Raw genomic sequence first — 19,663 nt, forward strand, 5'->3', positions numbered from 1 at the left:
GGGAGTGTGAGGTAAAGTTCTAGTAGCGGTAGTGATCCGGCTTGAACGGGCCAGCTTCCGGCACGCCGATATAGTCAGCCTGTTCCTTGCTCAGACGGGTCAGCTTGGCGCCGAGTTTTTCCAGGTGAAGGATGGCGACCTTCTCGTCCAGGTGCTTGGGCAGGGTGTAGACCTTGGTCTCGTAACGCCCGCCGTTCTGCCACAGCTCAATCTGCGCCAGAGTCTGGTTGGTGAAGGAGGCGCTCATCACGAAGCTCGGATGGCCCGTGGCGTTGCCCAGGTTCACCAGGCGGCCTTCCGACAGGACGATGATCTTCTTGCCGTCGGGGAATTCCACGTGGTGGACCTGATCCTTGATCTTGTCCCACTTGAAGTTGCGCAGGCCGGCGATCTGAATCTCGGAATCGAAGTGGCCGATGTTGCAGACGATGGCGTTGTTCTTCATCGCCCGCATGTGGTCGACGGTGAGCACGTCCTTGTTGCCGGTGGCGGTGACGAAGATGTCTGCCTTGTCGGCCACGTCCTCGACGGTGACGACCTCATAGCCTTCCATCGCCGCCTGCAGGGCGCAGATCGGATCGACCTCGGTGACCATGACCCGGGCGCCGCCATTGCGGAGCGAAGCGGCCGAGCCCTTGCCCACATCGCCATAGCCCATGACCACCGCGGTCTTGCCGGCCAGCATCACGTCGGTGCCGCGGCGGATGGCGTCCACCAGGCTCTCGCGGCAGCCGTAGAGGTTGTCGAACTTCGACTTGGTGACGCTGTCGTTCACATTGATGGCGGGATAGGGCAGTTCGCCCCGCTCGGCCATCTGATAGAGGCGATGGACGCCCGTGGTGGTCTCTTCGGACACGCCCTTGATGGCCGCGCGGATGGCCGAATAGAAGCCCGGCTTTTCCTTGAGATAGCGCTTCATCACCGCATAGAGGGCTTCTTCCTCCTCGTTCTGCGGGTTGTTCAGGACCGAGGGGTCCTTCTCGGCCTTGGGGCCAAGCACGGTCAGCAGGGTGGCGTCGCCGCCGTCGTCGAGGATCAGGTTCGGATAGCCGCCGTCGGCCCATTCGAAGATCTTGTGGGCGTATTCCCAGTACTCCACCAGGGTCTCGCCTTTGATGGCGAACACGGGGGTGCCGGCCGCGGCGATGGCGGCGGCGGCGTGGTCCTGGGTGGAGAAGATGTTGCACGAGGCCCAGCGGACCTCGGCGCCCAGGGCTTCCAGGGTCTGGATCAGCACCGCGGTCTGGATCGTCATGTGCAAGGAGCCAGCGATGCGGGCGCCCTTCAGGGGCTGGCTCGCGCCGAATTCCTCACGGGTCGCCATCAGACCGGGCATTTCGGTCTCGGCGATCTCGATTTCCTTGCGGCCAAAGTCAGCCAGGCTGATGTCCTTGACGATGTAGTCGGTCATGTCGGTGGGTCCTGCGGTCCTGTCGCGGGCGCACGCATGGCGCGCCTAAGATGCGGTTTTGGCGCTCTATAGCCGGGACGCCGGTCCGGAGCAAGGATCGTATAAAGATATCCTTATATCTTCCTTACCAGGGGTCATCAGCCTCGCGATAGGCGCTCCAGGCCCGGGCGGCGGCCTTGAGCCGGCCGTCCTGGTCGGCGGCCACTTCGCCCGCCAGATGGCCGGCGGCATAGAGGGCCGGCCCCTCGAGCGCGAGGCTGGTGAGCAGGGCCTCGGCGGTGGCCCCGTCGTTCAGGGCGCCCAGTGCGGCCTGCAGGGCCTTGGTCTTCTTGATGAGCCTGCGGGCCGGCTTGTCCTTGAGCAGGGGGCGGAAGGCCTCGGCGGCGTAACGGAGCTTCTTGGCCTGGATACGCACCTGGTGGCGCTCGCTGTCGGACAGCTCCATCAACCCTTGGCCGCGCTTGGCGAGCTTGCGCCGCCGTGCGCTAAGCGCCTGGATGGCGAACTCGCCCGCCGGACCGCCCCCATCGGCCAGGGGCTCCAGCCAGTCGCCGGTCTCGATCCAGGCGTGCAGGTCCAGCAGCAGGGCGCGGAAGCGGGTGGAGGCCGCCGCTCCTCGGGCCCGGGCATGGGCCTTGCCGCGGGCGGCGTCCAGCGCCTGTCCAAGATCGGCTAGCCCGTGGATGGCGGCCTTGCCCTGGGCGGCGGGCCGATAGGTCTCCTCTACGAAGACATCGAGATTGCGGGCCTCATCGCAGGCGCCGGCCAGCCATTTCAGTTCGCCCTTCAGCACATCGAGCTCAGCCCCGGCCACCATGGCCTTGAAGGTGCTCATGGCGCTGCGCAGGCGCCGGACCGCCACCCGCAACTGGTGCACCGCTTCGGGAGAGTCGCCGCCCCGACGCAGGATCAGGCCGTTGGCGGCGATCTGGGCCAGGGCGGAGCGGGCGATGGCCTGGAAGGCGGCGGCCGCCGACATGGCCGGGACGAGGCCGGCCTGGGCGTGGCGCCGGGAGTCTTCATCGCCCTCCACCAGGGCGAACCCCTGGTCGGCCTTGGTTTCAAAGCTCAGATAGAGGGGCGCGGCCTCAAACAGACGGCGCGCCAGGGAGAAGAGCGCTGCAGGCGCGCCGGTCTTGAGTTCGAGCTCCACCTCACAGAGGCTGGTGCGGCGGCCGCCCGCCAGGATTTCACCCTCGTCGAGGGCGAGCTCGATTTCAGCATCCTCCCAGACCAGGGTGCGCAGCCGACGACGGACCTGGACGGCGAACAGGGGCTCCAGCCGCGCCACCTGATCATCGCCCAGGAGATCGCGCAGGGGGCCGTGGCTGGCCTCGGGCTGATCGCTCTCGACGGCGATCTCATGTTCCCGCCGCCTCAGACCCTTGCCGGCCTTGAGGGTCTGGCGGCGGCCCTGCGGCTCCTGGCGGATGCGCAGACCCGCGCCCAGGTCGCGCAGGCGACGGTCAGGCGTGTCGAAATAGATGGCCGCCAGATCGATGGCGCCGTCCTCGCCCTCAGGCGCGGCGCTCAAGACCGCCTCGATATCGGCCGGTTCGCAGAGGAATTTGAGTTCGGTTTCTTCCGGGGGGGCGCTCAAGGGTCGGCTCCGATTCGAAGGCGTTTTCCTCCCCGGCCAAGCATCCTATAGGGGAGGCCATAGCGATTGCGCCGCGGCGCAGACCAGGAGTGCTCCCCATGAACGCCCCGATCCGCCATGTCGACCCCGCCCAGCCGCGATTTGATTGGACGCTGGAGGAAATCGAGGCGCTCTTCGAACGTCCCTTCATGGAATTGGTGTTCGAAGCCGCGGCCATTCACCGGCGCTGGTTCGACCCTTCGGAGGTCCAGCTGTCGCAGCTCTTGTCGGTGAAGACCGGCGGCTGCGCCGAGAACTGCGGCTATTGCAGTCAGTCCCAGCACTTCAAGACCGGGGTGGCCGCCACCAAGCTGATGGAGGCCGATACGGTGATCGCCGCGGCGGCCGAGGCCAAGGCCGGCGGCGCCCAGCGCTTCTGCATGGGGGCGGCCTGGCGCGACCTGAAGGATCGCGACCTACCCAAGGTGGCCGCCATGATCTCGGGCGTGAAGGCGCTGGGCCTGGAGACCTGCGCCACGCTGGGCATGCTCAAGCCCGAGCAGGCCAAGGCGCTCAAGGACGCTGGCCTCGACTACTACAATCACAACCTGGACACCGGGCCGGACTATTACGACCAGGTGGTCACCACGCGGACCTATCAGGACCGGCTGGACACCCTGGAGGCGGTGCGCGACGCCGGCCTCTCCACCTGCTGCGGCGGCATTGTCGGCATGGGCGAGACCCGGCGCGATCGGGCTGGCCTGCTGCATGCCCTGGCCACCCTGCCGGCCCATCCCGACAGCCTGCCGATCAACGACCTGATGCCCATTCCGGGCACGCCGCTGGGCGACAGCGCGGCGGTGGACGGGCTGGAATTCGTGCGGATGATCGCCGTAGCCCGCATCGTCTGCCCCAAGGCCGTGGTCCGCCTCTCGGCCGGGCGCGAGCACATGTCGCGGGAACTCCAGGCGCTCTGCTTCCTGGCCGGCGCCAACTCCATGTTCGTGGGCGGTAAGCTGCTGACCACCAGCAATCCGGACAAGGACACCGACGCGGCCCTGATGGCCGAGCTTGGTCTGCGTCCCATGGGGACCGCTGCGGCTGAAGCCGTCTAGGCGGCGACCACTTTCCCACAAGGTCCTGTCGGCCCCGACAACCTTTGGACGTCCTAGAGCGCGTTCCGAAGACTGGGAACCGGTTATCGGATGAAACGCGCTCTAGTCTCGCCCTGTCGGGGCGCCTATCTGGCTGGGACGCCGAGGGGGAGTGCTGCGGTTGTCATCGATTATTTCCGTAAAGGGTCTGACCAAGACCTATGCCGGAGGCTTTGCGGCGCTCAAAGGCGTCGATCTGGAGATTCGTGAGGGTGAGATCTTCGCCCTGCTGGGGCCCAACGGGGCAGGCAAGACCACCCTGATCTCGATCATCTGCGGCATCGTCAATCCGACCTCCGGCGAGGTTCTGGCCGACGGCCATGACATTGCGCGCGAGTTCCGCGCCGCGCGCTCCAAGATCGGCCTGGTGCCGCAGGAGCTGTCCACCGACGCCTTCGAGACCGTCTGGGACACGGTGAAGTTCAGCCGGGGTCTGTTTGGCAAGCCCCCCAATCCCGCCCATCTGGAGAAGGTGCTCAAGGACCTGTCCCTCTGGGACAAGAAGGACTCCAAGATCATGGCCCTGTCCGGCGGCATGAAGCGCCGGGTGATGATCGCCAAGGCCCTGTCCCACGAGCCGAAGATCCTGTTCCTCGACGAACCCACCGCCGGCGTCGATGTCGAGCTGCGGCGGGACATGTGGGAGATGGTCCGGTCCCTGCGCGAGAGCGGCGTGACCATCATCCTGACCACCCACTATATCGAGGAGGCCGAAGAGATGGCCGACCGGATCGGGGTGATCCGCAAGGGCGAGATCATCCTGGTCCAGGACAAAAATGTCCTCATGCGTCAGCTGGGCGAGCGGCGGCTGACCCTGCACCTGCAGGCGCCCCTGGCCGCCATCCCGCCGGAGCTGGCCAGTGAGCCCCTGGAGCTGGCGGCCGACGGCCACGAGCTGATCTACACCTTCGACGCCCAGGCTGAGGACACCGGCATCGCCGCCCTGCTGCGCCGGCTGGAAGGCCACGGCATCGACTTCAAGGACCTGCAGACCAAGCAGAGCTCCCTGGAAGACATTTTCGTCAGCCTGGTGAGGGCGCCCCAATGAACCTCTATGCGGTCAAGGCCATCTACCAGTTCGAGCTGGCGCGGACCTGGCGGACGCTGATGCAGTCCATCGCCTCGCCGGTCATCTCCACCTCGCTCTATTTCGTGGTGTTCGGCTCGGCCATCGGCTCGCGGATGGTGGAGATCGACGGGATCAGCTACGGGGCCTTCATCATCCCCGGCCTCATCATGCTGTCCCTGCTGACCGAGAGCATCTCCAACGCCTCGTTCGGAATCTACATGCCGAAGTTTTCCGGCACGATCTATGAGGTGCTCTCCGCGCCCATCTCGGTGGTGGAGATCGTGGCGGGCTATGTCGGGGCCGCGGCCACCAAGTCGATCATCCTGGGGCTCATCATCCTGGCGACCGCGCGGATCTTCGTGCCCTACGAGATCGCCCATCCCTTCGTGATGCTGAGCTTCCTGGTGCTGACGGCTGTGACCTTCAGCCTGTTCGGCTTCGTCATCGGCGTCTGGGCCGACGGCTGGGAGAAGCTGCAGATCATTCCCATGCTGGTGGTCATGCCGCTGACCTTCCTGGGCGGCAGCTTCTATTCGATCAGCATGCTGCCGCCGGTCTGGCAGACCATCACCCTGTTCAACCCGGTGGTCTATCTGGTGAGCGGCTTCCGCTGGAGCTTCTACGGGGTCTCCGACGTGGACATCGGGATCAGCATCGCCATGACGCTCGGCTTCATGGCGCTCTGCCTTGCGGCGATCATCTGGATCTTCCGCACCGGCTACAAGCTCAAGGCCTGAGGCCGGAGAGACCCGGCGCCGCTACTGGTCTTCATCGAAGCGGGCGGCCACCAGGCCGCACAGGGCCTCGAGGGCCTCATCGGCCTGATCGCCCTCGGCGGCGATATGGATGGTGCTGCCGGGACCGGCGGCCAGCATCATCAGGCCCATGATCGAGCGGGCGTCGACGCTCTGACCGTCCTTGGACACCTGGACCTCGGCCTCGAAGGATGAGGCGAGCTTGACGAACTTGGCCGAGGCGCGGGCGTGCAGACCCCGCTTGTTCAGGATTTCGACCGTCCGTTCGGCGGTCATTTTTCGCCCGCCAGGACGTAGGAGGCCACGGAGATGTACTTGCGTCCGGCCTCCTGAGCGGCGGAGACGCAGTCCTCCAGGCCGCAACGGGTGCGGACGCTGGCCAGCTTGATCAGCATGGGCAGGTTGAGCCCGGCGATGACCTCGGCCCGGGTCTGTTCCATCACCGAAATGGCGAGGTTGGACGGCGTGCCGCCGAACATGTCGGTCAGCAGGATGACCCCGCCGCCGGTGTCGGCCCGCGCGCAGGCGCCCAGGATGTCCATCCGGCGCCGTTCCATGTCGTCGTCGGGTCCGATGCAGATGGCCTCGACCGCGGTCTGCGGCCCCACCACATGCTCCATCGCCGAAACGAACTCTGCGGCCAATCGCCCGTGCGTGACGATCACGAGCCCGATCATGCCCAAGCTCTCAAAGGTAATCCCCTGTCGGCCGCGCTGTCGCAGAATGCGGACCAGAAGCCGGGTGTGATACGCGCCTTCCGCACGTCATCCAAGTGAGTCCAGGACGTGACTCAGTTTCGCAGGGGCCGAATTCTCCAGTCCCGCGAGCGTTGCGAGCGGTATTTCCACCCCAAGATGAGTCACAGTTTCGAGATCAGGCAACCGGTCCGGCGCGCCGAGGCGAACCCACAGGCTGATCGGGGCGAGCGGCCGGGCGCTCACGGGCCGGACACCGAGGCCGCGAATCTCCATCTGGCCGGCCAGGACATCGGGGGCGCGTCCGAAAAGCCGGCCGCCGGACACCCAGGTGACCACCCGGTCGTCGGCCACGAGGCGAAAGCCGTGATCCAGGCATCGCAGGGCCAGGTCGCTCTTGCCGGCGCCGGAAGGCCCTTCGATCAGAACCCCGCGCCAGCCGTCCGCGCCGGGCCGGGCGATCAGGCCGGCGTGCAGGATCACCGGCGCGCCTCAGGCAGGATGACGGTGAAGCGGGCGCCGGCGACGTCGCCCGGCGCGCCCTCGGCGGCCCCCTCGCCTTCGGCGTCGATCCGCGGGCGGTTCTCGGCGCGCACCGTGCCGTCATGGGCCAGGATGATCTGTCGGGCGATGGAGAGCCCGAGGCCCGAATTGCCGCCAAAGGCCGTCCCCTTGGGCCTTGAGGTGTAGAACCGCTCGAAGATGCTCTCCAGATTCTCTGGCGGAATGCCCGGCCCGTCGTCGTCGACGGTGATCAGGGCCAGGCCCTTCTGCCGACCCAGCGACACCCGCACCACGCCGTCCGGGGCGCTGAACGAACGGGCGTTGTCGATCAGATTGCGCAGCACCTGGCCCAGCGCGCCCTCCTGGCCAGAGACCATGACGCTGTCGACCCCCTCCGGGACCGTGAAGGTGACGGCGGCTTCGCCCGGCCGGGCGGTGGCCTGATAGAGGGAGACCACGTCGGAGATCAGCCGGCGCAGGTCCACGGGCGTCGGCGGCTCCCGGGAAAGCTCGGCGTCCAGGCGGGAGGCGTTGGAGATGTCGGTGACGAGGCGGTCGAGGCGCTGCACGTCGTTCTGCAGCACGGCCATCAGCCGGTCACGGGCGGCGGGCTCCTCCACCAGGCCCAGGGTCTCCACCGCCGAGCGGAGGGAGGTCAGGGGATTGCGGATCTCGTGGGCCACGTCGGCGGCGAAGCGTTCGATGGCGTCGATCCGCTCGGACAGGGCGTGGGTCATGTCCTCAAGCGACCGGGAAAGGTCGCCGAGCTCGTCGTCCCGCCGGGAAATGTCGGGCACCGAGATGGCGCGGGCCCGGGCCAGACGCACCCGGTCGGCCGCCCGGGCCAGCCTGCGGACCGGATGGGCCACGAGCCGGTTCAGCAGCAGGGAGCTCATCAGCGAGACCGCCACGGCGATCAGGATGAAGGGCAGCAGGGCGGCCCGCTCGGCGGCGATGATCTCGTCCACGTCCCGGGCCTCCAGGGTCAGGACGCCCAGCACCGCCTTGACGTGCTGGATCGGAATGGAGACCGAGACCACCCGCTCCCCGTCGGCGCCGACCCGCAGCCCCGCCCAGTGAACGCCGCGCAGGGCGGTGTTGACCTCGGCCCGCAGGGCGGCCTGGGCCTTGGCGGCCTCGGCGCTGTCGGGATTGGCCTCCGAGCCGCCGCTAAGGTTGAGGTCGAGCCCCGGGCCGTCCCCGCGGGCCCGGGCGGGGGGCAGGGTTCGCCATTCCACCCGGTCCGACACCCAGTAGGAGTCGGCGATCAGCCGGCCTTCGGCATCGAACAGCCGGGCCCGCTGGGAGCGTGGATTGGACAGCAGCTGAAGAATTTCAGAGGCGTAGGCGCCGTCCATCATCGGCTCGGGCTCGCCGACCGTGGCGGCCTGGTCGATGATGGTGGCCAGCAGTTCGCCCTGGGTGGTCAGGCTGTCGATACGGGCGTTGACCAGGCCCCGGCGCAGCTCGTTCAGCACCAGGGCGCCGGAGATCAGGATCGCCAGCCCAAACAGGTTGAGGACAATGATCAGCCGCCCCAGGCGCGAGCCGGGCAGCCACCGCAAGCCCCGGCGCCGCGGCGGGTCTTCAGGACTCGCGATAGCGGTATCCGACGCCATAGAGGGTTTCGATTGCGTCGAACTCAGGGTCGATCTCGCGGAACTTCTTGCGCATGCGCTTGATGTGGCTGTCGATGGTCCGGTCGTCCACATAGACCTGATCGTCGTAGGCCGCATCCATCAGGTTGTCGCGGCTCTTCACGAAGCCAGGCCGCTGGGCGAGCGACTGCAGCAGCAGGAATTCGGTGACCGTCAGCTTCACCGGCCGGTCCTCCCAAAGACAGTCATGGCGGGCCGGATCCAGGGTCAGCTTGCCGCGCTTCAGCGCCCGGGCCTCGGCCTCGGACACGGGGCCGGCCACCCCTTCGCCGCCATCGGCGCCGGCCCGGCGCAGCACCGCCTTGACCCGTTCCAGCAGCAGGCGCTGGCTGAAGGGCTTGTGGATGTAGTCGTCGGCGCCGAGGTTGAAGCCAAGGATCTCGTCGATCTCGTCATCCTTGGAGGTCAGGATGATGACCGGCAGGTCGCTGGTCCGACGCAGGCGGCGCAGGACCTCCATCCCGTCCATCCGCGGCATCTTCACGTCCAGGATCGCCAGGTCCGGGGGCTCGTTCTCCAGAGCAGCCAGGCCCGCCGCGCCGTCGAAGAAGGCCTTCACGGCGTGGCCGTGACTTTCCAAGGCGAGGCTGACCGAGGTGACGATGTTCTCGTCGTCATCGACCAGGGTGATGTTGGCCATCGGGAAAAGCACTCCTGAAGTCTTCGGCGGTGTAGCGAAGCTAGTGGTTTGGCCTGATGGCCTCAATGTGGCGCGTCACACGTGGTCAAGGTTAAATTCCCGACAGATTGGCCCGTTCCGCCATCAAGGGGAGCTTAATTCTATTGGGGCTATATCGCTTCCAGGTCCTGGGGAGCGACCAGATGGAACGGCCCAAAGTGCATTACGAGGTTTTCGTCCGGAAGACCGTCGGCTCCGGCTGGACGCTGGAAATGGCGACCGAGAACCGTGGTCAGGCGGTCGCCGTGGCCGAGGAGCTGATCGCCGAGCGGCGGGTCGCCTCGGCGCGGGTCACCAAGGAGTCCATGGACCCTGAGACCAATGAGTTTCAGAGCGTGGTCATCCAGTCCCTGGGCCTGCCCGACACCGCCAAGGTCAAGAAGACGCCGGAGCGCAACGATCCCCTCTGCGTGGCGCCACAGGATCTCTATACCGTCCACGCCCGGGAACGGATCGGCCGGCTGCTCGACAGCTGGCTTGCGCGCCATCACGCGACCCCGTTCGAACTGCTGCACCGGGCCGATCTGGTCGAGCGGCTGGAAGCCTCCGGGGTGGAGCTGCAGCACGCCATCCAGAAGATCGCCGTGCCGGAATCCCAGGCCCGCGGCGTCTCGATCCACGACGTCATGCGCGCCTTCCAGAGCCTGGTGGAGCGGGCCATCGAGCGCCTGCTGGGGGACGCCCGTCGCGGTGACCTGCCCGATGTGGACAAGGAAGGTTTCGCCGCCGCGGCTGAGCGCGTCTCCCACGCCCCGGATCGGGCCTATCTGCTGGGGGCCGGAGTCGCCGCCTCCATCGCGCCGGCCCGAAACTGGAGCGAGAAGGTCTCGCGCCTGCTGGACCTGGCCGACGCCGCCCCGATCGCCGGTCCCCCCCGGGGCCTGGCCCTGCAGACCATCGAACAGCCCCTGGCCGAGATCCTCGGCTCCAGCGCCGGCCTGGACGGCCTGATCGGCAAGGATCTCGACCTCGGCGTCCGCCTGGCGGCCATGACCCGCCTGGCCGCCCATGATGCGGTCGAGGCGCTGATCAGCCTTGAGCCCTCGGTCGCCAAGATCATGCCCGAGCTGTCGGAGCCAGCCCAGCGCCTGGCCAAGTGGCTGGCCACCGAGGACTTCCGCGCCGTGCGCGGCGCCATCACCAAGCGGGTTCTGAAGGAGCTCAACGGTCCTCGCCGGCTCAAGCCCAGCGACGGCGCCGGCGAGATCGACCTGCTGCGGGGCCTGGCCATGGCCCTGACGGCCGCCGCGGGCGACCTTGTTCCCCTGGACGACGTGCACCAGGCCTTTGTCAACCGGTCCAAGATGCTGGTGACCGGCGACTTCGTGGAAACCTACCTTGGCAAGGGACAGACCGCCCTGGCCGAAGCCGAGGCGCTCATGTGGCTGGTGGAGAATGTCATCGGCGCGGCCAACAAGCGTCAGGCCGTGCGTTGGCTGGGCGCAGTGGTCGGCTCCCTGGCCTTCGAGAAGGACGCCCGCAACCCGGACGTCTCCGCAGCCCAGCGGCTGTTCTCCATGGCCAAGCTCTACCGCGCGGTGGGCCGCGGCGGGCTGCTCGCCGAGGATTACGCTCCCATCCAGCAGAAGCTCGGGGATCTGGGTGGACTGGCCGAGGCCGACGCCAAGGTCACCCAGGGTCTGGCCCGGGCCAATGCGCCGGCCGCCACCCGGCTGACCCTGTTGCTGAAACTGGCCTGTGGCGAAGCCGCACCCTTGGGACCGGCCGCCGACCGAGCCAAGGCCGAGGCCCTCAAGCTGGTGCGTCTGGACGACACCCGCGCCGAATTGGCCCGCTCGCCCGAACGCATGGCCGAGGTCCGCACCCTGATCCAGGCCGCGGGCCTGGCGGCCTAGAGCCTGCTGCGATCAGACCAAACCGTCTGATCGTTGAATCAGGCTCTAAACTTTGAGTCTTGAGCGCGTTTCATCCGATAACCGGTCCCCACTTATCGGAACGCGCTCTACAGCCCCAACACTTCGCCCAGGGCCGCGACCACCCGGCCCACATCGGCCAGGTCCATCCCCGGATAGAGGGGCAGGCTGAGGGTGCGGTCGTACCAGGCCTGGGCGCCGGGCAGGTCCAACTCGCCATAGCGGGCGCGGTAGTAGGGCTGGGTGTGGACGGGGATGTAATGGACCTGGCTGCCGATCCCTCGGTCCTTCAGCGCCTCCATCACCTGCCGACGGCTCCGCCCCAGGGCGGCGAAGTCGATCAGCACGCACATCAGGTGGGGCGTGGCCACGCTGCCCTCCGGCGAGGCGGCGGGCCGCACGGCGGGCGCCAGCGGCGTCAGGGCCTCAAGATAGCGCGCCGCCAGGGCCTGACGGGCGGCGGAGAACCGCGGCAGCTTGGCCAGCTGCGAGTGGCCAAGCGCGCAGAGAAGGTCGGGCAGCCGGTAGTTGAACCCCGGCTCGGCCATCTCATACCACCACGGATCAGCGCCCGGGGGGCGCACCATGCCATGGCTGCGCAGCCGGCGCAGGCGCTCAGCCAAGCCCGCATCCGGCGTGGTGATCATGCCGCCTTCGCCGGTGGCGATGGTCTTGACCGGATGGAAGGAGAAGGTCGAGGCCGAGGACCAGCGCCCCGAACCCACGGGAACCTCGGCGTTGCCCTGGAGCAGCCGCGAGCCCAGGGCGTGGCAGGCGTCCTCCACAACGACCGCCCCGGCGGAGTCCGCCAGGGCCGCGATGGCCGGCAGGTCGAGAACCTCGCCCCGCAGATGGACTGGCAGGACGGCGGTCACCTGGCGGGGGGCGGCCTGATCCAGGGCCCGGGACAGATCCTGCGGGCGCATCAGGCCGCTGTCGGGATCCACGTCGGCGAAGACAACCTCGGCGCCCACATAGCGGACGCAGTTGGCGGTCGCCAGGAAGGTGGTGGAGGGAACGACACAGACATCGCCCTCGCGGACCCCCAGGGCCAGCATGGTCAGGTGCAGGGCCGCGGTGCCGTTGGCGCAGGCCACGGCGTGCTCGGCGCCGACGGCCTCGGCGAAGGCCGCCTCGAAGGCCTCCACCCGCGGGCCGGTGGTTAGGAGGTCGTCGCGCAGGGCCGCAGCCACCGCGGCGATGTCGTCATCCTCGATAGTCTGTCGACCATAGGGCAGGAAGGGCTCGGCCATGAAACCTCAGTCTGTGGCGCGACGCCGGCGGGGGGGCGGCGCCTGGTCGAGCAAGGCCAGGAGATCCGGCCCGCTCAGCCAGTCATCATTGGTGTCGCTGGCATAGGAGAAGTCTTCGGCGACCATGCCATGTTCCGTTGAGAACGGCCTGCGGGCGTACTCCACGAAAGCCGGCTCTATGGCGTAGCGGTCCCCCAGATCGGCGGTGGATCTGGCGTCGTCGGCGGAGATCATCATCTCATGCAGCTTCTCGCCCGGGCGGATGCCGACGAGCTTGTGCGGCAGGCCCGGCGCCATGGCTTCGGCCAGATCGACGATCTTGGTCGAGGGGATCTTGGGCACGAAGATCTCGCCGCCGCGCATGATGTCGAGGGACGACAGAACAAAGTCGACGCCCTCGTCCAGGGTGATCAGGAAGCGGGTCATGCGAGGGTCGGTGATCGGCAGTTCGGTCGCGCCCCGGTCCAGCAGCCGTTGGAACAGCGGCGCCACAGACCCGCGTGATCCGACCACATTGCCATACCGAACCACGGAAAATCGAGTGCCGATATCACCGGCCAGATTGTTCGCCGCCACGAAGGTCTTGTCCGAGGCGAGCTTGGTGGCGCCATAGAGATTGACCGGATTGCAGGCCTTGTCGGTGGACAGCGCCACCACCTTCTTCACCCGGTTGGTCAGGCAGGCCCAGACGACGTTCTCGGCCCCCAGAACATTGGTGTGGATGCATTCGGACGGGTTGTACTCGGCCGCCGGCACCTGCTTGAGGGCCGCGGCGTGGATGACGATGTCGACCCCGCGCAGGGCGAGCGTCAGCCGCTCCCGGTCACGCACATCCCCCAGGAAGAAGCGCATTCGCGCCATGTCCTCTGGCCCATAGCGCTCGGCCAGGTCGATCTGCATGTCGTGCTGTTTCAGCTCATCGCGGCTGTAGACGATCAGCTTGCGTGGGGCGGCCCGGCTGAGCACCGTGTCGATGAAGCGGCGCCCGAAGGAGCCTGTGCCCCCGGTGACAAGGATGACCTTGCCGTCGAGGTCGAGCGAGTCTGGCGCGAAACGGCCCAAGGCGGCCTCCGATGCGGTCGGTGCGAATCTTGGTCGCAGTCTTCGGCCGCCCGCGTAAAGAGACCGCTAACCATGAATGCGGCACACCGACGCGTATGGAACAGATCCATCGCCTGCGGCTCGCCCTGCCCCTGCTGTTCAGCGGTCTCGTGGCCCTGAGCGCCAGTCCGACCGCCGCCGCGGGGCCGCCCAAGGGCGACAAGAAGAAGGGCGGCGGCCTTACCTTCATCCAGCTGCAGACCCTGACCGCCACCGTGGCCGGGGAGCGCGGCGGCCGGGCGGTCATGACCCTGGAGGCTGGCCTCGACATTCCCGACGAAAAGCTCCGGGCCGCGGCCGAGCTGGCGACGCCGCGCCTGCGGGCGGCTTTTTCCCAGAGCCTCCGGGTCTATGCCGCCGGGCTCGGGCCTGCGGCACTGCCCAATGCCGACTATCTCGCCCGCCAGCTGCAGCGGGACGCCGACCGGGTCCTGGGCAAGGGCGGCGCCACCCTGCTGCTCGGCACCATATTGGTGAACTGAGCGCCCGCCGCAGTTGGGCTGGCCTCACATGGCCGAAATACCGCCATCCAGCTTAAGCTCGGCCCCGGTCATGAACCGGCTCTCGTCCGAGGCCAGGTAGAGGGCGGCGTTGGCGATGTCGGATGGCGCGCCGATACGGCCCAGGGGCACCTGCCGGGCGAGCTTGTTCTCGGCCTCCTCCTTGCCGAACCGCTGGCGCAAAGGATCGAGGATCGGGGTGTCCACGAAGGTCGGGTGAATGGAGTTGGAGCGGATATCCAGCCCCTGCTTGGCGCAGTGCAGGGCGATGCCCTTGGAAAGCAGCCAGACCGCGGCCTTGGAAGCGTTGTAGACCGGGCTGTTATGGGCGGCGATCAGGCCGGCGATGGAGCTGATATTGATGATCGAGCCCGGCTGGCAGCGGCGCATGTACTTGAGCGCGTGCTTGGTCCCCAGGAAGACGGAGTCCACATTGACGCTCATCACGAACTTCCAGTCCTCATAGGACAGCTGCTCGATGTCGCCGCCCCGGCTGACGCCGGCGTTGTTGATCAGCACCGACAGCCCGCCCATGGCCGCATCGGCCTCCTCCAGGGCGTAAATCCACTGATCTTCCCGGGTGACGTCCAGGGGCAGGGCGAAGGCCACCTCTTCGCCAGCCGTCGCATTGATTTCGGCGGCCTGGGCCTTGGCGCCCTCGTGATTTATGTCGGCCAGGGTGACCTTGGCCCCCTCCGCCGCCAGGGCTGCGGCCATGGCCGCGCCGAGCCCCTGGGCGCCCCCGGTGATGAAGGCCTTCTTTCCTGCGACCCGTCCGCTCATCTGGTCCCTCCCTGGGATCTGTCGTTCTGTGGTGTTGAGGCGCTGGCCTCAGGCGCCGGCCGCCTGGTCCATGAACCGCGCCAGCTTAAGGTCGAGCTCGGTGACGCCGCCGGCGTCATGGGTGGTCAGCGTCACGTCCACCCGGTTGTAGACATTGAACCACTCGGGGTGGTGGTCGAGCGTCTCGGCCATCAGGGCCACCCGGGCCATGAAGCCGAAGGCTGTGTTGAAGTCATCGAAGCGAAAGGTCTTCACCAGGGCCTCCCGCTCGCCTGGACCCGCGGTCCAGCCCGACAGCTCGGCCAGGGCGGTCTCGACGCCGATACGGGCGGGGCGGCTCATCGGGCGACCTCGGGGGCGGGGAAGCTCAGGCCGGTGGCGGCCGACAGCTCCGCCAGGGTCTGATCCACGTCCACCACCTTGATGGCCTTCATGCCCAGTTGGGCGGCCGGCTTGCAGTTGACCCCGAGGTCGTCGAGATAGACGCAAGCCTCAGGCGCCACCGAGAGCGCCTCGCACATCATCTGATAGATGCGCGGATCAGGCTTGCGCACGCCCGCCTTGGAGCTTTCGATCACATGGTCGAACAGGGGCATGATCTCGCCCATCGCCCCGCGGGGCTTCTGGACGCCATCGGCGCCGGGGCTGTGATGGCTGACCATGTTGTTGGTGATGCAGCCCACCTTGAACTGGGCCTTGCAGAGCCTCAGCGCCTCAACCATGCGCGGACGCACCACCCCGGAGATCAGCGGCAGGACGTCGGCCCCGCGGATCGGGAAACCGAGCGCTGCGGACTCCTCCAGGAACAGGGCGTCGAACCCGGCCGTATCGATCTCATTGCGTTCGAACAGGGCCCAGGCGTTGGTGTCGGGATTGGTCGCATTGACCCGGCGGATATGATCCTTGGGCGCGCCGATGGCCGCCTCGTGCCGGGCGAAGGCTTCGAAGGGCGAGGAGGTGAATACGCCGCCGAAGTCCCAGATCACCGCTTCGATCGCCATCACACCCATCCTTCAAACGCCTGTTTTACGCCGCGAAGCTAGAGACGGCGTGGCTGACGTGCAAGCTAGGGTCATGGTGTTTCGCGCGCAGCTTTCCCCCCTGGCCCGCCGCTATGGCGCGGCGGCCTTCGCCCTGTGCCTGCTGGCCATCCTGTTCCTGTCCCTGGCGCCGTCCGACGCCACCCTGGCGCCGGACCTCGGCGGCGACAAGGTGCGCCACGCCCTGGCCTATTTCGTCCTGACGGGCCTGGGCCTGCTGGCCTTCGGCCCGCGCTTGGCCCTGCTGGGCGGGATCCTTCTGCTGGGCGCCGGGGTGGAAATCGCCCAGGCGCTGATGGGGCTGGGGCGGCAAGGCGACCTGGCCGACCTTGCGGCCAATCTGAGCGGCGAGGCGGCCGCCCTTCTGCTCTGGCTGGCCTGGGGGCGGTGGAGACGGGTGAGGTGAGCCTGCCCCACAGCCCCTGGGCCGAGGCCGGCGGCGACTTCGCCATCGGCCTGCGGCCGATCCCGGAGGCCGCCTGGCTGGAGGGCGGGGAGGCTGATCCCGCGATCCGCAAGGACCCGCTGATGGCGGCCCATCCCGTCATTGTCTGGGGGGAGACTCCAGGGTCCCGCGACGCCCAGGCCGAGGCCCTGGCGCTGGTCGACGCCGTGCGGGGGGCTCAGGCCGGGGAGGCGGGCCTGCCGCCTCTGCTGGCGGCCGCCCGGCGGGTGTCCGACGACCTGTGCCTGATGGAGCGGCGGGACGGGGTCTGGCGATTGACCGCGCTCAGCCTCTGCGCTCCCAGCTTCTTCACCGCGCAGGACGCCCTGGGCAAGAGCCTGGCTGAGCTTCACGCCCCGGTGGACGGGTTTGAGCCGCGGTTCGGTGGCCGGCTGGAGCGCATCTTTTCGGGCCTTCGCCCTGGCCTGATCTTGGAGCGGCGCAACTGGACGGTGGTCAATTCCGACGCCCTGTTCACGCCGGACTCCGCGCCGATCCGGGCGCAGATCCCGCAGATTTCGCCTGAAAAGGCCGGCCAGATCCTGCACCTGCGGGTGGAGCGCCAGACCCTCCGGCGGTTGCCCGTCACGGGCGGCGCCCTGTTCACCATCCGGATCTGGCGCGCGCCTCTGGAAACCCTGGACCTGGATCGCGAGCGGCTCGCGGCTTTCGCCAAAGCTTGGCGCGGCGCTACGGCAGAGTTCCGCAATTACAAGGGGTTCGCCTCCTATGACACCCTGGTGGCGGCCTTTCTTCGCGCGAGGGGAGAATCCTACAGCGTTAATGAGGTGTAAACGCGCAGCGTGTGGTCGAGGGAGTTTTCGCCATGCGTACCAGTACCGTCTCGTCGATCATCGCCGCCCTGGGCCTGGCCCTGGTCGTAGCCGCCTGCGACGAGCGTCCGCCCAAGCCGCCCTTCGCCGAGAAGGCCGCGCCGACCGACGCTGCGCCGGCCGGTCAGGCGAGCCTTCCCGAGACCCTGCCCCCTTCGGCGCAGGCCGCCAACTGCTGCGCCTGCCCGCCGGCCAAGGCCGCCTGCCCTGAGGCCAAGCCCGTCCAGAGCGCCCAGACGCCGGCCAGGCCCGTCGCGCGTCAGCGTCCGGCCCCGGTCCGCCAGGCCCGCGCCCCGGCGCCGCGGCATCCCTCGCCCCGTCATCCCGCCCCGGCCCCCCGCGACTACGCCCACCAGGCGCCACCAGCGGGCCATGGGCAGGACTATCGCCGCTATCAGGGTCCCGACATCGCCACCCGCGGCGGCTACCAGCAGCGGGCGGAGTCCCAGGGCCAGTATCAGGAACAGTATCGCGGCGAGGCCTATCACGAGGAGCGCTACGCCTATGCGCCCCCGCCTCCGCCGCCGCAGGCGCGCGGCTATGCCGAGCAGCATCAGTCCTACAGTGAGCACCGCAGCTATTCGCAGCAGTCCAGCGGCTATGGCCATGCCGTGGCCAGCGGACCCTGCTGCGCCGGCCCGCCGGTCCAGGCCGCCGGCCGGGACTCTGGCGGCTATCTGACCTGGCCGGGCAAGCGTCCGCCCGCGCCCTACTACTGAGCCGCAAGGGCTCACATCGAACTGTCACTCCCGGGGGGGAAACTATGAGAATGCGTTCGCCGAGCGGTCCTTGGTTCAAATGGTATGAGGTCGTGGCCCTCGTCGCCTTTGGCAGCGTGGCGCTGACGCTCGCCAAGCTCGGCGTGGTGTTCTGAAGGCGCAGATCCTGGGGCCTCAGTTCCAGAGGGCCGGGCGGCGGTCCTTCCAGGGCTGTTCCTTTTCCAGCTGCCCAGCCAGCCGATAGAGGGTGGCCTCATCGGCGAAGCGGCCGGTGAACATCATGCCTACGGGCAGGCCGTCTTCAGACTCCCACAGCGGCACGGACATGGACGGCTGGCCGGTGAAGTTGGCCGGCGGGGTCGTGGCGTAGGTGGCTGCCTGGCGCTTATCGAACTCCCGGGTGTCGGCCATGTTGGGGTCGAGCCAGTCGATCCGGGGGGCCGGCGTGCTCATCACCGGGGTCAGATAGACGTCGAAATCCTCGAAGGCCGACAGGATCTGGCGGTTCATCAGGCGCAGCTGCTGGAAACCCCAGAAGGCCTGTTGGCCGTTCAGCCGCTTGCCGGCCTCATAGCCGCGCCGCGCCAGGGGCCCGAGTTCGTCCTCGCCGGGCTCGCGGCCGAGCCTCTCCACCCAGCGGGCCACATTGGCCGAGAAGTTCGAGGCGCTGGCCAGGCTCTGGGCGCGATAGAGCTGGCGGTAGTCCACGCCAAGGCCCTTCTCGAACACCTCGTGGCCGAGGCCCTTCAGCAGCTCCACCGTCCGCAGCAGGTGGGCGAGCATCTCATCAGGGATGGGCCGACCGCTGGGGGTCTCCGCCGACCAGGCGATGCGCAGGCGGCCTGGGCTCTTGGTCACCTCGTCCAGATAGGGGCCATCCTTGGCCGGGGCCTGGAAGGGGTCGCCGGCCTGCGGATAGCCGGTGGCGTCCAGCATGGCGGCGGAGTCGCGCACCGTGCGGCTGACCACATGATGGACCGAGAAGCCGAGGGCGCCATCGACCACTTCGCAGATGGGCGTGCGGTCGCGGGTGATCTTCATGCCGAACAGGCCGCAGCAGGCCGCCGGAATCCGGATCGAGCCCAGGCCGTCGCTGGCGTGGGCCAGGGGCACCATGCCCGCCGCCGTGGCTGACGCCGCCCCGCCGGACGAGCCGCCGGAGATGTGGTCGGGGTTCCAGGGATTGCGGCAGGCCCCCAACTGGTCGGAATTGGTGACGCCGGGAATGCCGAACTCCGGCGTGTTGGACTTGCCGAGCAGGACCACGCCCGCGGCGCGGTAGCGGGCCACCAGTTCGCTGTCGGCGTCATCGGCGGCCACCTGGGCGAACCGGCTGCCGGAGGTCCGAGGCCAGCCCTTCACCTGGGCGCCCAGGTCCTTGATCAGGAAGGGCACGCCCTTGAAGGGGCCATCGGGCAGCTTGCCTTTGGCCGTGGCGCGGGCCTCGTCATAGGCCTTGTGGACGACGGCGTTCAGGACACCGTTGTGCCGCTCGACCCGCGCGATGGCGGCCTCGACCAGCTCGGCGGGGCTGACCTCGCCCTTGGCCACCAGGGCGGCGAGCCCCAGGCCGTCATGCTCGGCAAATTCGTCAAAGGCCATGGCCCAACT

General features: G+C 68.1%; 21 protein-coding genes. 8 read left to right on the forward strand and 13 right to left on the reverse strand.

What is annotated here, in order from left to right:
• Window positions 1–19 precede the first annotated feature (19 nt).
• Both ahcY and Q8N19_RS15190 read right to left on the reverse strand, forming a co-directional pair.
• Window positions 20–1,411, reverse strand: a complete 1,392-nt coding sequence (ahcY, locus tag Q8N19_RS15185) for an adenosylhomocysteinase (RefSeq protein ID WP_305592083.1) — start codon at window positions 1,409–1,411, stop codon at window positions 20–22.
• 124 nt (window positions 1,412–1,535) lie between these two features.
• On the reverse strand, window positions 1,536–3,011 hold the full coding sequence (locus Q8N19_RS15190) for a CYTH and CHAD domain-containing protein (RefSeq protein WP_305592085.1): 1,476 nt from the start codon (window positions 3,009–3,011) through the stop codon (window positions 1,536–1,538).
• 98 nt (window positions 3,012–3,109) lie between these two features.
• Here Q8N19_RS15190 and bioB point away from each other — a divergent pair, with 98 nt between their 5' ends.
• The 3 genes from bioB to Q8N19_RS15205 all read left to right on the forward strand — a co-directional run bounded on the left by bioB (window position 3,110) and on the right by Q8N19_RS15205 (window position 5,950).
• Window positions 3,110–4,105 (forward strand): biotin synthase BioB, encoded by a 996-nt coding sequence (gene bioB, locus Q8N19_RS15195; RefSeq protein WP_305592087.1) that lies wholly within the window; start codon window positions 3,110–3,112, stop codon window positions 4,103–4,105.
• Between the two features lie 151 nt (window positions 4,106–4,256).
• Entirely contained in the window at window positions 4,257–5,192 is a 936-nt protein-coding gene (locus Q8N19_RS15200; protein ID WP_305592089.1) for an ABC transporter ATP-binding protein, read from the forward strand.
• Complete coding sequence (locus tag Q8N19_RS15205; protein WP_305592091.1) at window positions 5,189–5,950, forward strand: ABC transporter permease; 762 nt, start codon at window positions 5,189–5,191, stop codon at window positions 5,948–5,950. The genes Q8N19_RS15200 and Q8N19_RS15205 overlap by 4 nt, the downstream gene beginning before the upstream one ends.
• A 21-nt stretch (window positions 5,951–5,971) precedes the next feature.
• On the opposite strand, the gene Q8N19_RS15210 is transcribed toward Q8N19_RS15205, so the two are convergent.
• The 5 genes from Q8N19_RS15210 to Q8N19_RS15230 all read right to left on the reverse strand — a co-directional run bounded on the left by Q8N19_RS15210 (window position 5,972) and on the right by Q8N19_RS15230 (window position 9,465).
• Window positions 5,972–6,244 (reverse strand): HPr family phosphocarrier protein, encoded by a 273-nt coding sequence (locus Q8N19_RS15210; protein ID WP_305592092.1) that lies wholly within the window; start codon window positions 6,242–6,244, stop codon window positions 5,972–5,974.
• Window positions 6,241–6,645, reverse strand: a complete 405-nt coding sequence (locus Q8N19_RS15215) for a PTS sugar transporter subunit IIA (protein WP_305592093.1) — start codon at window positions 6,643–6,645, stop codon at window positions 6,241–6,243. The genes Q8N19_RS15210 and Q8N19_RS15215 overlap by 4 nt, the downstream gene beginning before the upstream one ends.
• An 87-nt stretch (window positions 6,646–6,732) precedes the next feature.
• On the reverse strand, window positions 6,733–7,146 hold the full coding sequence (locus Q8N19_RS15220) for an HPr kinase/phosphorylase (RefSeq protein WP_305592095.1): 414 nt from the start codon (window positions 7,144–7,146) through the stop codon (window positions 6,733–6,735).
• Entirely contained in the window at window positions 7,143–8,786 is a 1,644-nt protein-coding gene (locus Q8N19_RS15225; protein WP_305592097.1) for a stimulus-sensing domain-containing protein, read from the reverse strand. The genes Q8N19_RS15220 and Q8N19_RS15225 overlap by 4 nt, the downstream gene beginning before the upstream one ends.
• Window positions 8,755–9,465, reverse strand: coding sequence for a response regulator transcription factor (locus Q8N19_RS15230; protein ID WP_305592098.1), 711 nt, complete (start codon window positions 9,463–9,465; stop codon window positions 8,755–8,757). Before Q8N19_RS15230 ends, Q8N19_RS15225 begins: the two co-directional genes overlap by 32 nt.
• 182 nt (window positions 9,466–9,647) lie before the next feature.
• Between Q8N19_RS15230 and Q8N19_RS15235 the strand changes: the two genes are divergently transcribed.
• Window positions 9,648–11,360, forward strand: a complete 1,713-nt coding sequence (locus tag Q8N19_RS15235; RefSeq protein WP_305592100.1) for a hypothetical protein — start codon at window positions 9,648–9,650, stop codon at window positions 11,358–11,360.
• Window positions 11,361–11,467: 107 nt separating this feature from the next.
• On the opposite strand, the gene pseC is transcribed toward Q8N19_RS15235, so the two are convergent.
• Together pseC and pseB are read right to left on the reverse strand one after the other, a co-directional pair.
• Complete coding sequence (gene pseC, locus Q8N19_RS15240) at window positions 11,468–12,631, reverse strand: UDP-4-amino-4,6-dideoxy-N-acetyl-beta-L-altrosamine transaminase (RefSeq protein ID WP_305592102.1); 1,164 nt, start codon at window positions 12,629–12,631, stop codon at window positions 11,468–11,470.
• A 6-nt stretch (window positions 12,632–12,637) separates the two neighbouring features.
• Window positions 12,638–13,693 (reverse strand): UDP-N-acetylglucosamine 4,6-dehydratase (inverting), encoded by a 1,056-nt coding sequence (pseB, locus tag Q8N19_RS15245; protein WP_305592103.1) that lies wholly within the window; start codon window positions 13,691–13,693, stop codon window positions 12,638–12,640.
• A 95-nt stretch (window positions 13,694–13,788) separates the two neighbouring features.
• Here pseB and Q8N19_RS15250 point away from each other — a divergent pair, with 95 nt between their 5' ends.
• On the forward strand, window positions 13,789–14,214 hold the full coding sequence (locus tag Q8N19_RS15250; protein WP_305592105.1) for a hypothetical protein: 426 nt from the start codon (window positions 13,789–13,791) through the stop codon (window positions 14,212–14,214).
• Between the two features lie 24 nt (window positions 14,215–14,238).
• Here the strand turns inward: Q8N19_RS15250 and Q8N19_RS15255 are convergent, their stop codons facing one another.
• Genes Q8N19_RS15255 through Q8N19_RS15265 form a run of 3 tightly spaced genes read right to left on the reverse strand, consistent with a single transcriptional unit; the run spans window position 14,239 to window position 16,016 of the window.
• A complete protein-coding gene (locus Q8N19_RS15255; RefSeq protein ID WP_305592106.1) occupies window positions 14,239–15,015 on the reverse strand; it encodes an SDR family oxidoreductase in 777 nt (258 codons plus the stop codon).
• Window positions 15,016–15,063: 48 nt separating this feature from the next.
• Complete coding sequence (locus Q8N19_RS15260) at window positions 15,064–15,357, reverse strand: 4a-hydroxytetrahydrobiopterin dehydratase (protein WP_305592108.1); 294 nt, start codon at window positions 15,355–15,357, stop codon at window positions 15,064–15,066.
• The gene (locus Q8N19_RS15265) at window positions 15,354–16,016 is read right to left on the reverse strand and encodes an HAD-IA family hydrolase (RefSeq protein WP_305592110.1); all 663 of its coding nucleotides are present in this window, start codon (window positions 16,014–16,016) and stop codon (window positions 15,354–15,356) included. The genes Q8N19_RS15260 and Q8N19_RS15265 overlap by 4 nt, the downstream gene beginning before the upstream one ends.
• 49 nt (window positions 16,017–16,065) lie before the next feature.
• Here Q8N19_RS15265 and Q8N19_RS15270 point away from each other — a divergent pair, with 49 nt between their 5' ends.
• From Q8N19_RS15270 to Q8N19_RS15280, 3 genes are read left to right on the forward strand one after another with little or no spacing between them, the layout of a single operon-like run.
• Entirely contained in the window at window positions 16,066–16,461 is a 396-nt protein-coding gene (locus Q8N19_RS15270; RefSeq protein WP_305592112.1) for a hypothetical protein, read from the forward strand.
• The gene (locus Q8N19_RS15275) at window positions 16,458–17,294 is read left to right on the forward strand and encodes a DUF3445 domain-containing protein (RefSeq protein WP_305592114.1); all 837 of its coding nucleotides are present in this window, start codon (window positions 16,458–16,460) and stop codon (window positions 17,292–17,294) included. Before Q8N19_RS15270 ends, Q8N19_RS15275 begins: the two co-directional genes overlap by 4 nt.
• A gap of 32 nt (window positions 17,295–17,326) precedes the next feature.
• A complete protein-coding gene (locus tag Q8N19_RS15280; RefSeq protein WP_305592116.1) occupies window positions 17,327–18,052 on the forward strand; it encodes a hypothetical protein in 726 nt (241 codons plus the stop codon).
• 174 nt (window positions 18,053–18,226) lie between these two features.
• Here Q8N19_RS15280 and Q8N19_RS15285 read toward each other — a convergent pair whose 3' ends face one another.
• The gene (locus Q8N19_RS15285; RefSeq protein ID WP_305592118.1) at window positions 18,227–19,654 is read right to left on the reverse strand and encodes an amidase; all 1,428 of its coding nucleotides are present in this window, start codon (window positions 19,652–19,654) and stop codon (window positions 18,227–18,229) included.
• Between the last annotated feature and the right edge of the window lie 9 nt (window positions 19,655–19,663).

Origin of the sequence: Phenylobacterium sp., assembly GCF_030693405.1 — a bacterium.
Classification (GTDB): domain Bacteria; phylum Pseudomonadota; class Alphaproteobacteria; order Caulobacterales; family Caulobacteraceae; genus Phenylobacterium.

What these genes read in the sequence shown, in the direction of transcription:
- pseC (WP_305592102.1), bottom strand. Translation starts at nt 12,631, where the DNA reads ATGGCCGAGCCCTTCCTGCCCTATGGTCGACAGACTATCGAGGATGAC.
- ahcY (WP_305592083.1), bottom strand. Translation starts at nt 1,411, where the DNA reads ATGACCGACTACATCGTCAAGGACATCAGCCTGGCTGACTTTGGCCGC.
- Q8N19_RS15215 (WP_305592093.1), bottom strand. Translation starts at nt 6,645, where the DNA reads ATGATCGGGCTCGTGATCGTCACGCACGGGCGATTGGCCGCAGAGTTC.
- Q8N19_RS15235 (WP_305592100.1), top strand. Translation starts at nt 9,648, where the DNA reads ATGGAACGGCCCAAAGTGCATTACGAGGTTTTCGTCCGGAAGACCGTC.
- Q8N19_RS15250 (WP_305592105.1), top strand. Translation starts at nt 13,789, where the DNA reads ATGGAACAGATCCATCGCCTGCGGCTCGCCCTGCCCCTGCTGTTCAGC.
- Q8N19_RS15285 (WP_305592118.1), bottom strand. Translation starts at nt 19,654, where the DNA reads ATGGCCTTTGACGAATTTGCCGAGCATGACGGCCTGGGGCTCGCCGCC.
- Q8N19_RS15225 (WP_305592097.1), bottom strand. Translation starts at nt 8,786, where the DNA reads ATGGCGTCGGATACCGCTATCGCGAGTCCTGAAGACCCGCCGCGGCGC.
- Q8N19_RS15265 (WP_305592110.1), bottom strand. Translation starts at nt 16,016, where the DNA reads ATGGCGATCGAAGCGGTGATCTGGGACTTCGGCGGCGTATTCACCTCC.
- Q8N19_RS15230 (WP_305592098.1), bottom strand. Translation starts at nt 9,465, where the DNA reads ATGGCCAACATCACCCTGGTCGATGACGACGAGAACATCGTCACCTCG.
- Q8N19_RS15280 (WP_305592116.1), top strand. Translation starts at nt 17,327, where the DNA reads ATGCGTACCAGTACCGTCTCGTCGATCATCGCCGCCCTGGGCCTGGCC.
- Q8N19_RS15210 (WP_305592092.1), bottom strand. Translation starts at nt 6,244, where the DNA reads ATGACCGCCGAACGGACGGTCGAAATCCTGAACAAGCGGGGTCTGCAC.
- Q8N19_RS15205 (WP_305592091.1), top strand. Translation starts at nt 5,189, where the DNA reads ATGAACCTCTATGCGGTCAAGGCCATCTACCAGTTCGAGCTGGCGCGG.
- bioB (WP_305592087.1), top strand. Translation starts at nt 3,110, where the DNA reads ATGAACGCCCCGATCCGCCATGTCGACCCCGCCCAGCCGCGATTTGAT.
- Q8N19_RS15255 (WP_305592106.1), bottom strand. Translation starts at nt 15,015, where the DNA reads ATGAGCGGACGGGTCGCAGGAAAGAAGGCCTTCATCACCGGGGGCGCC.
- Q8N19_RS15260 (WP_305592108.1), bottom strand. Translation starts at nt 15,357, where the DNA reads ATGAGCCGCCCCGCCCGTATCGGCGTCGAGACCGCCCTGGCCGAGCTG.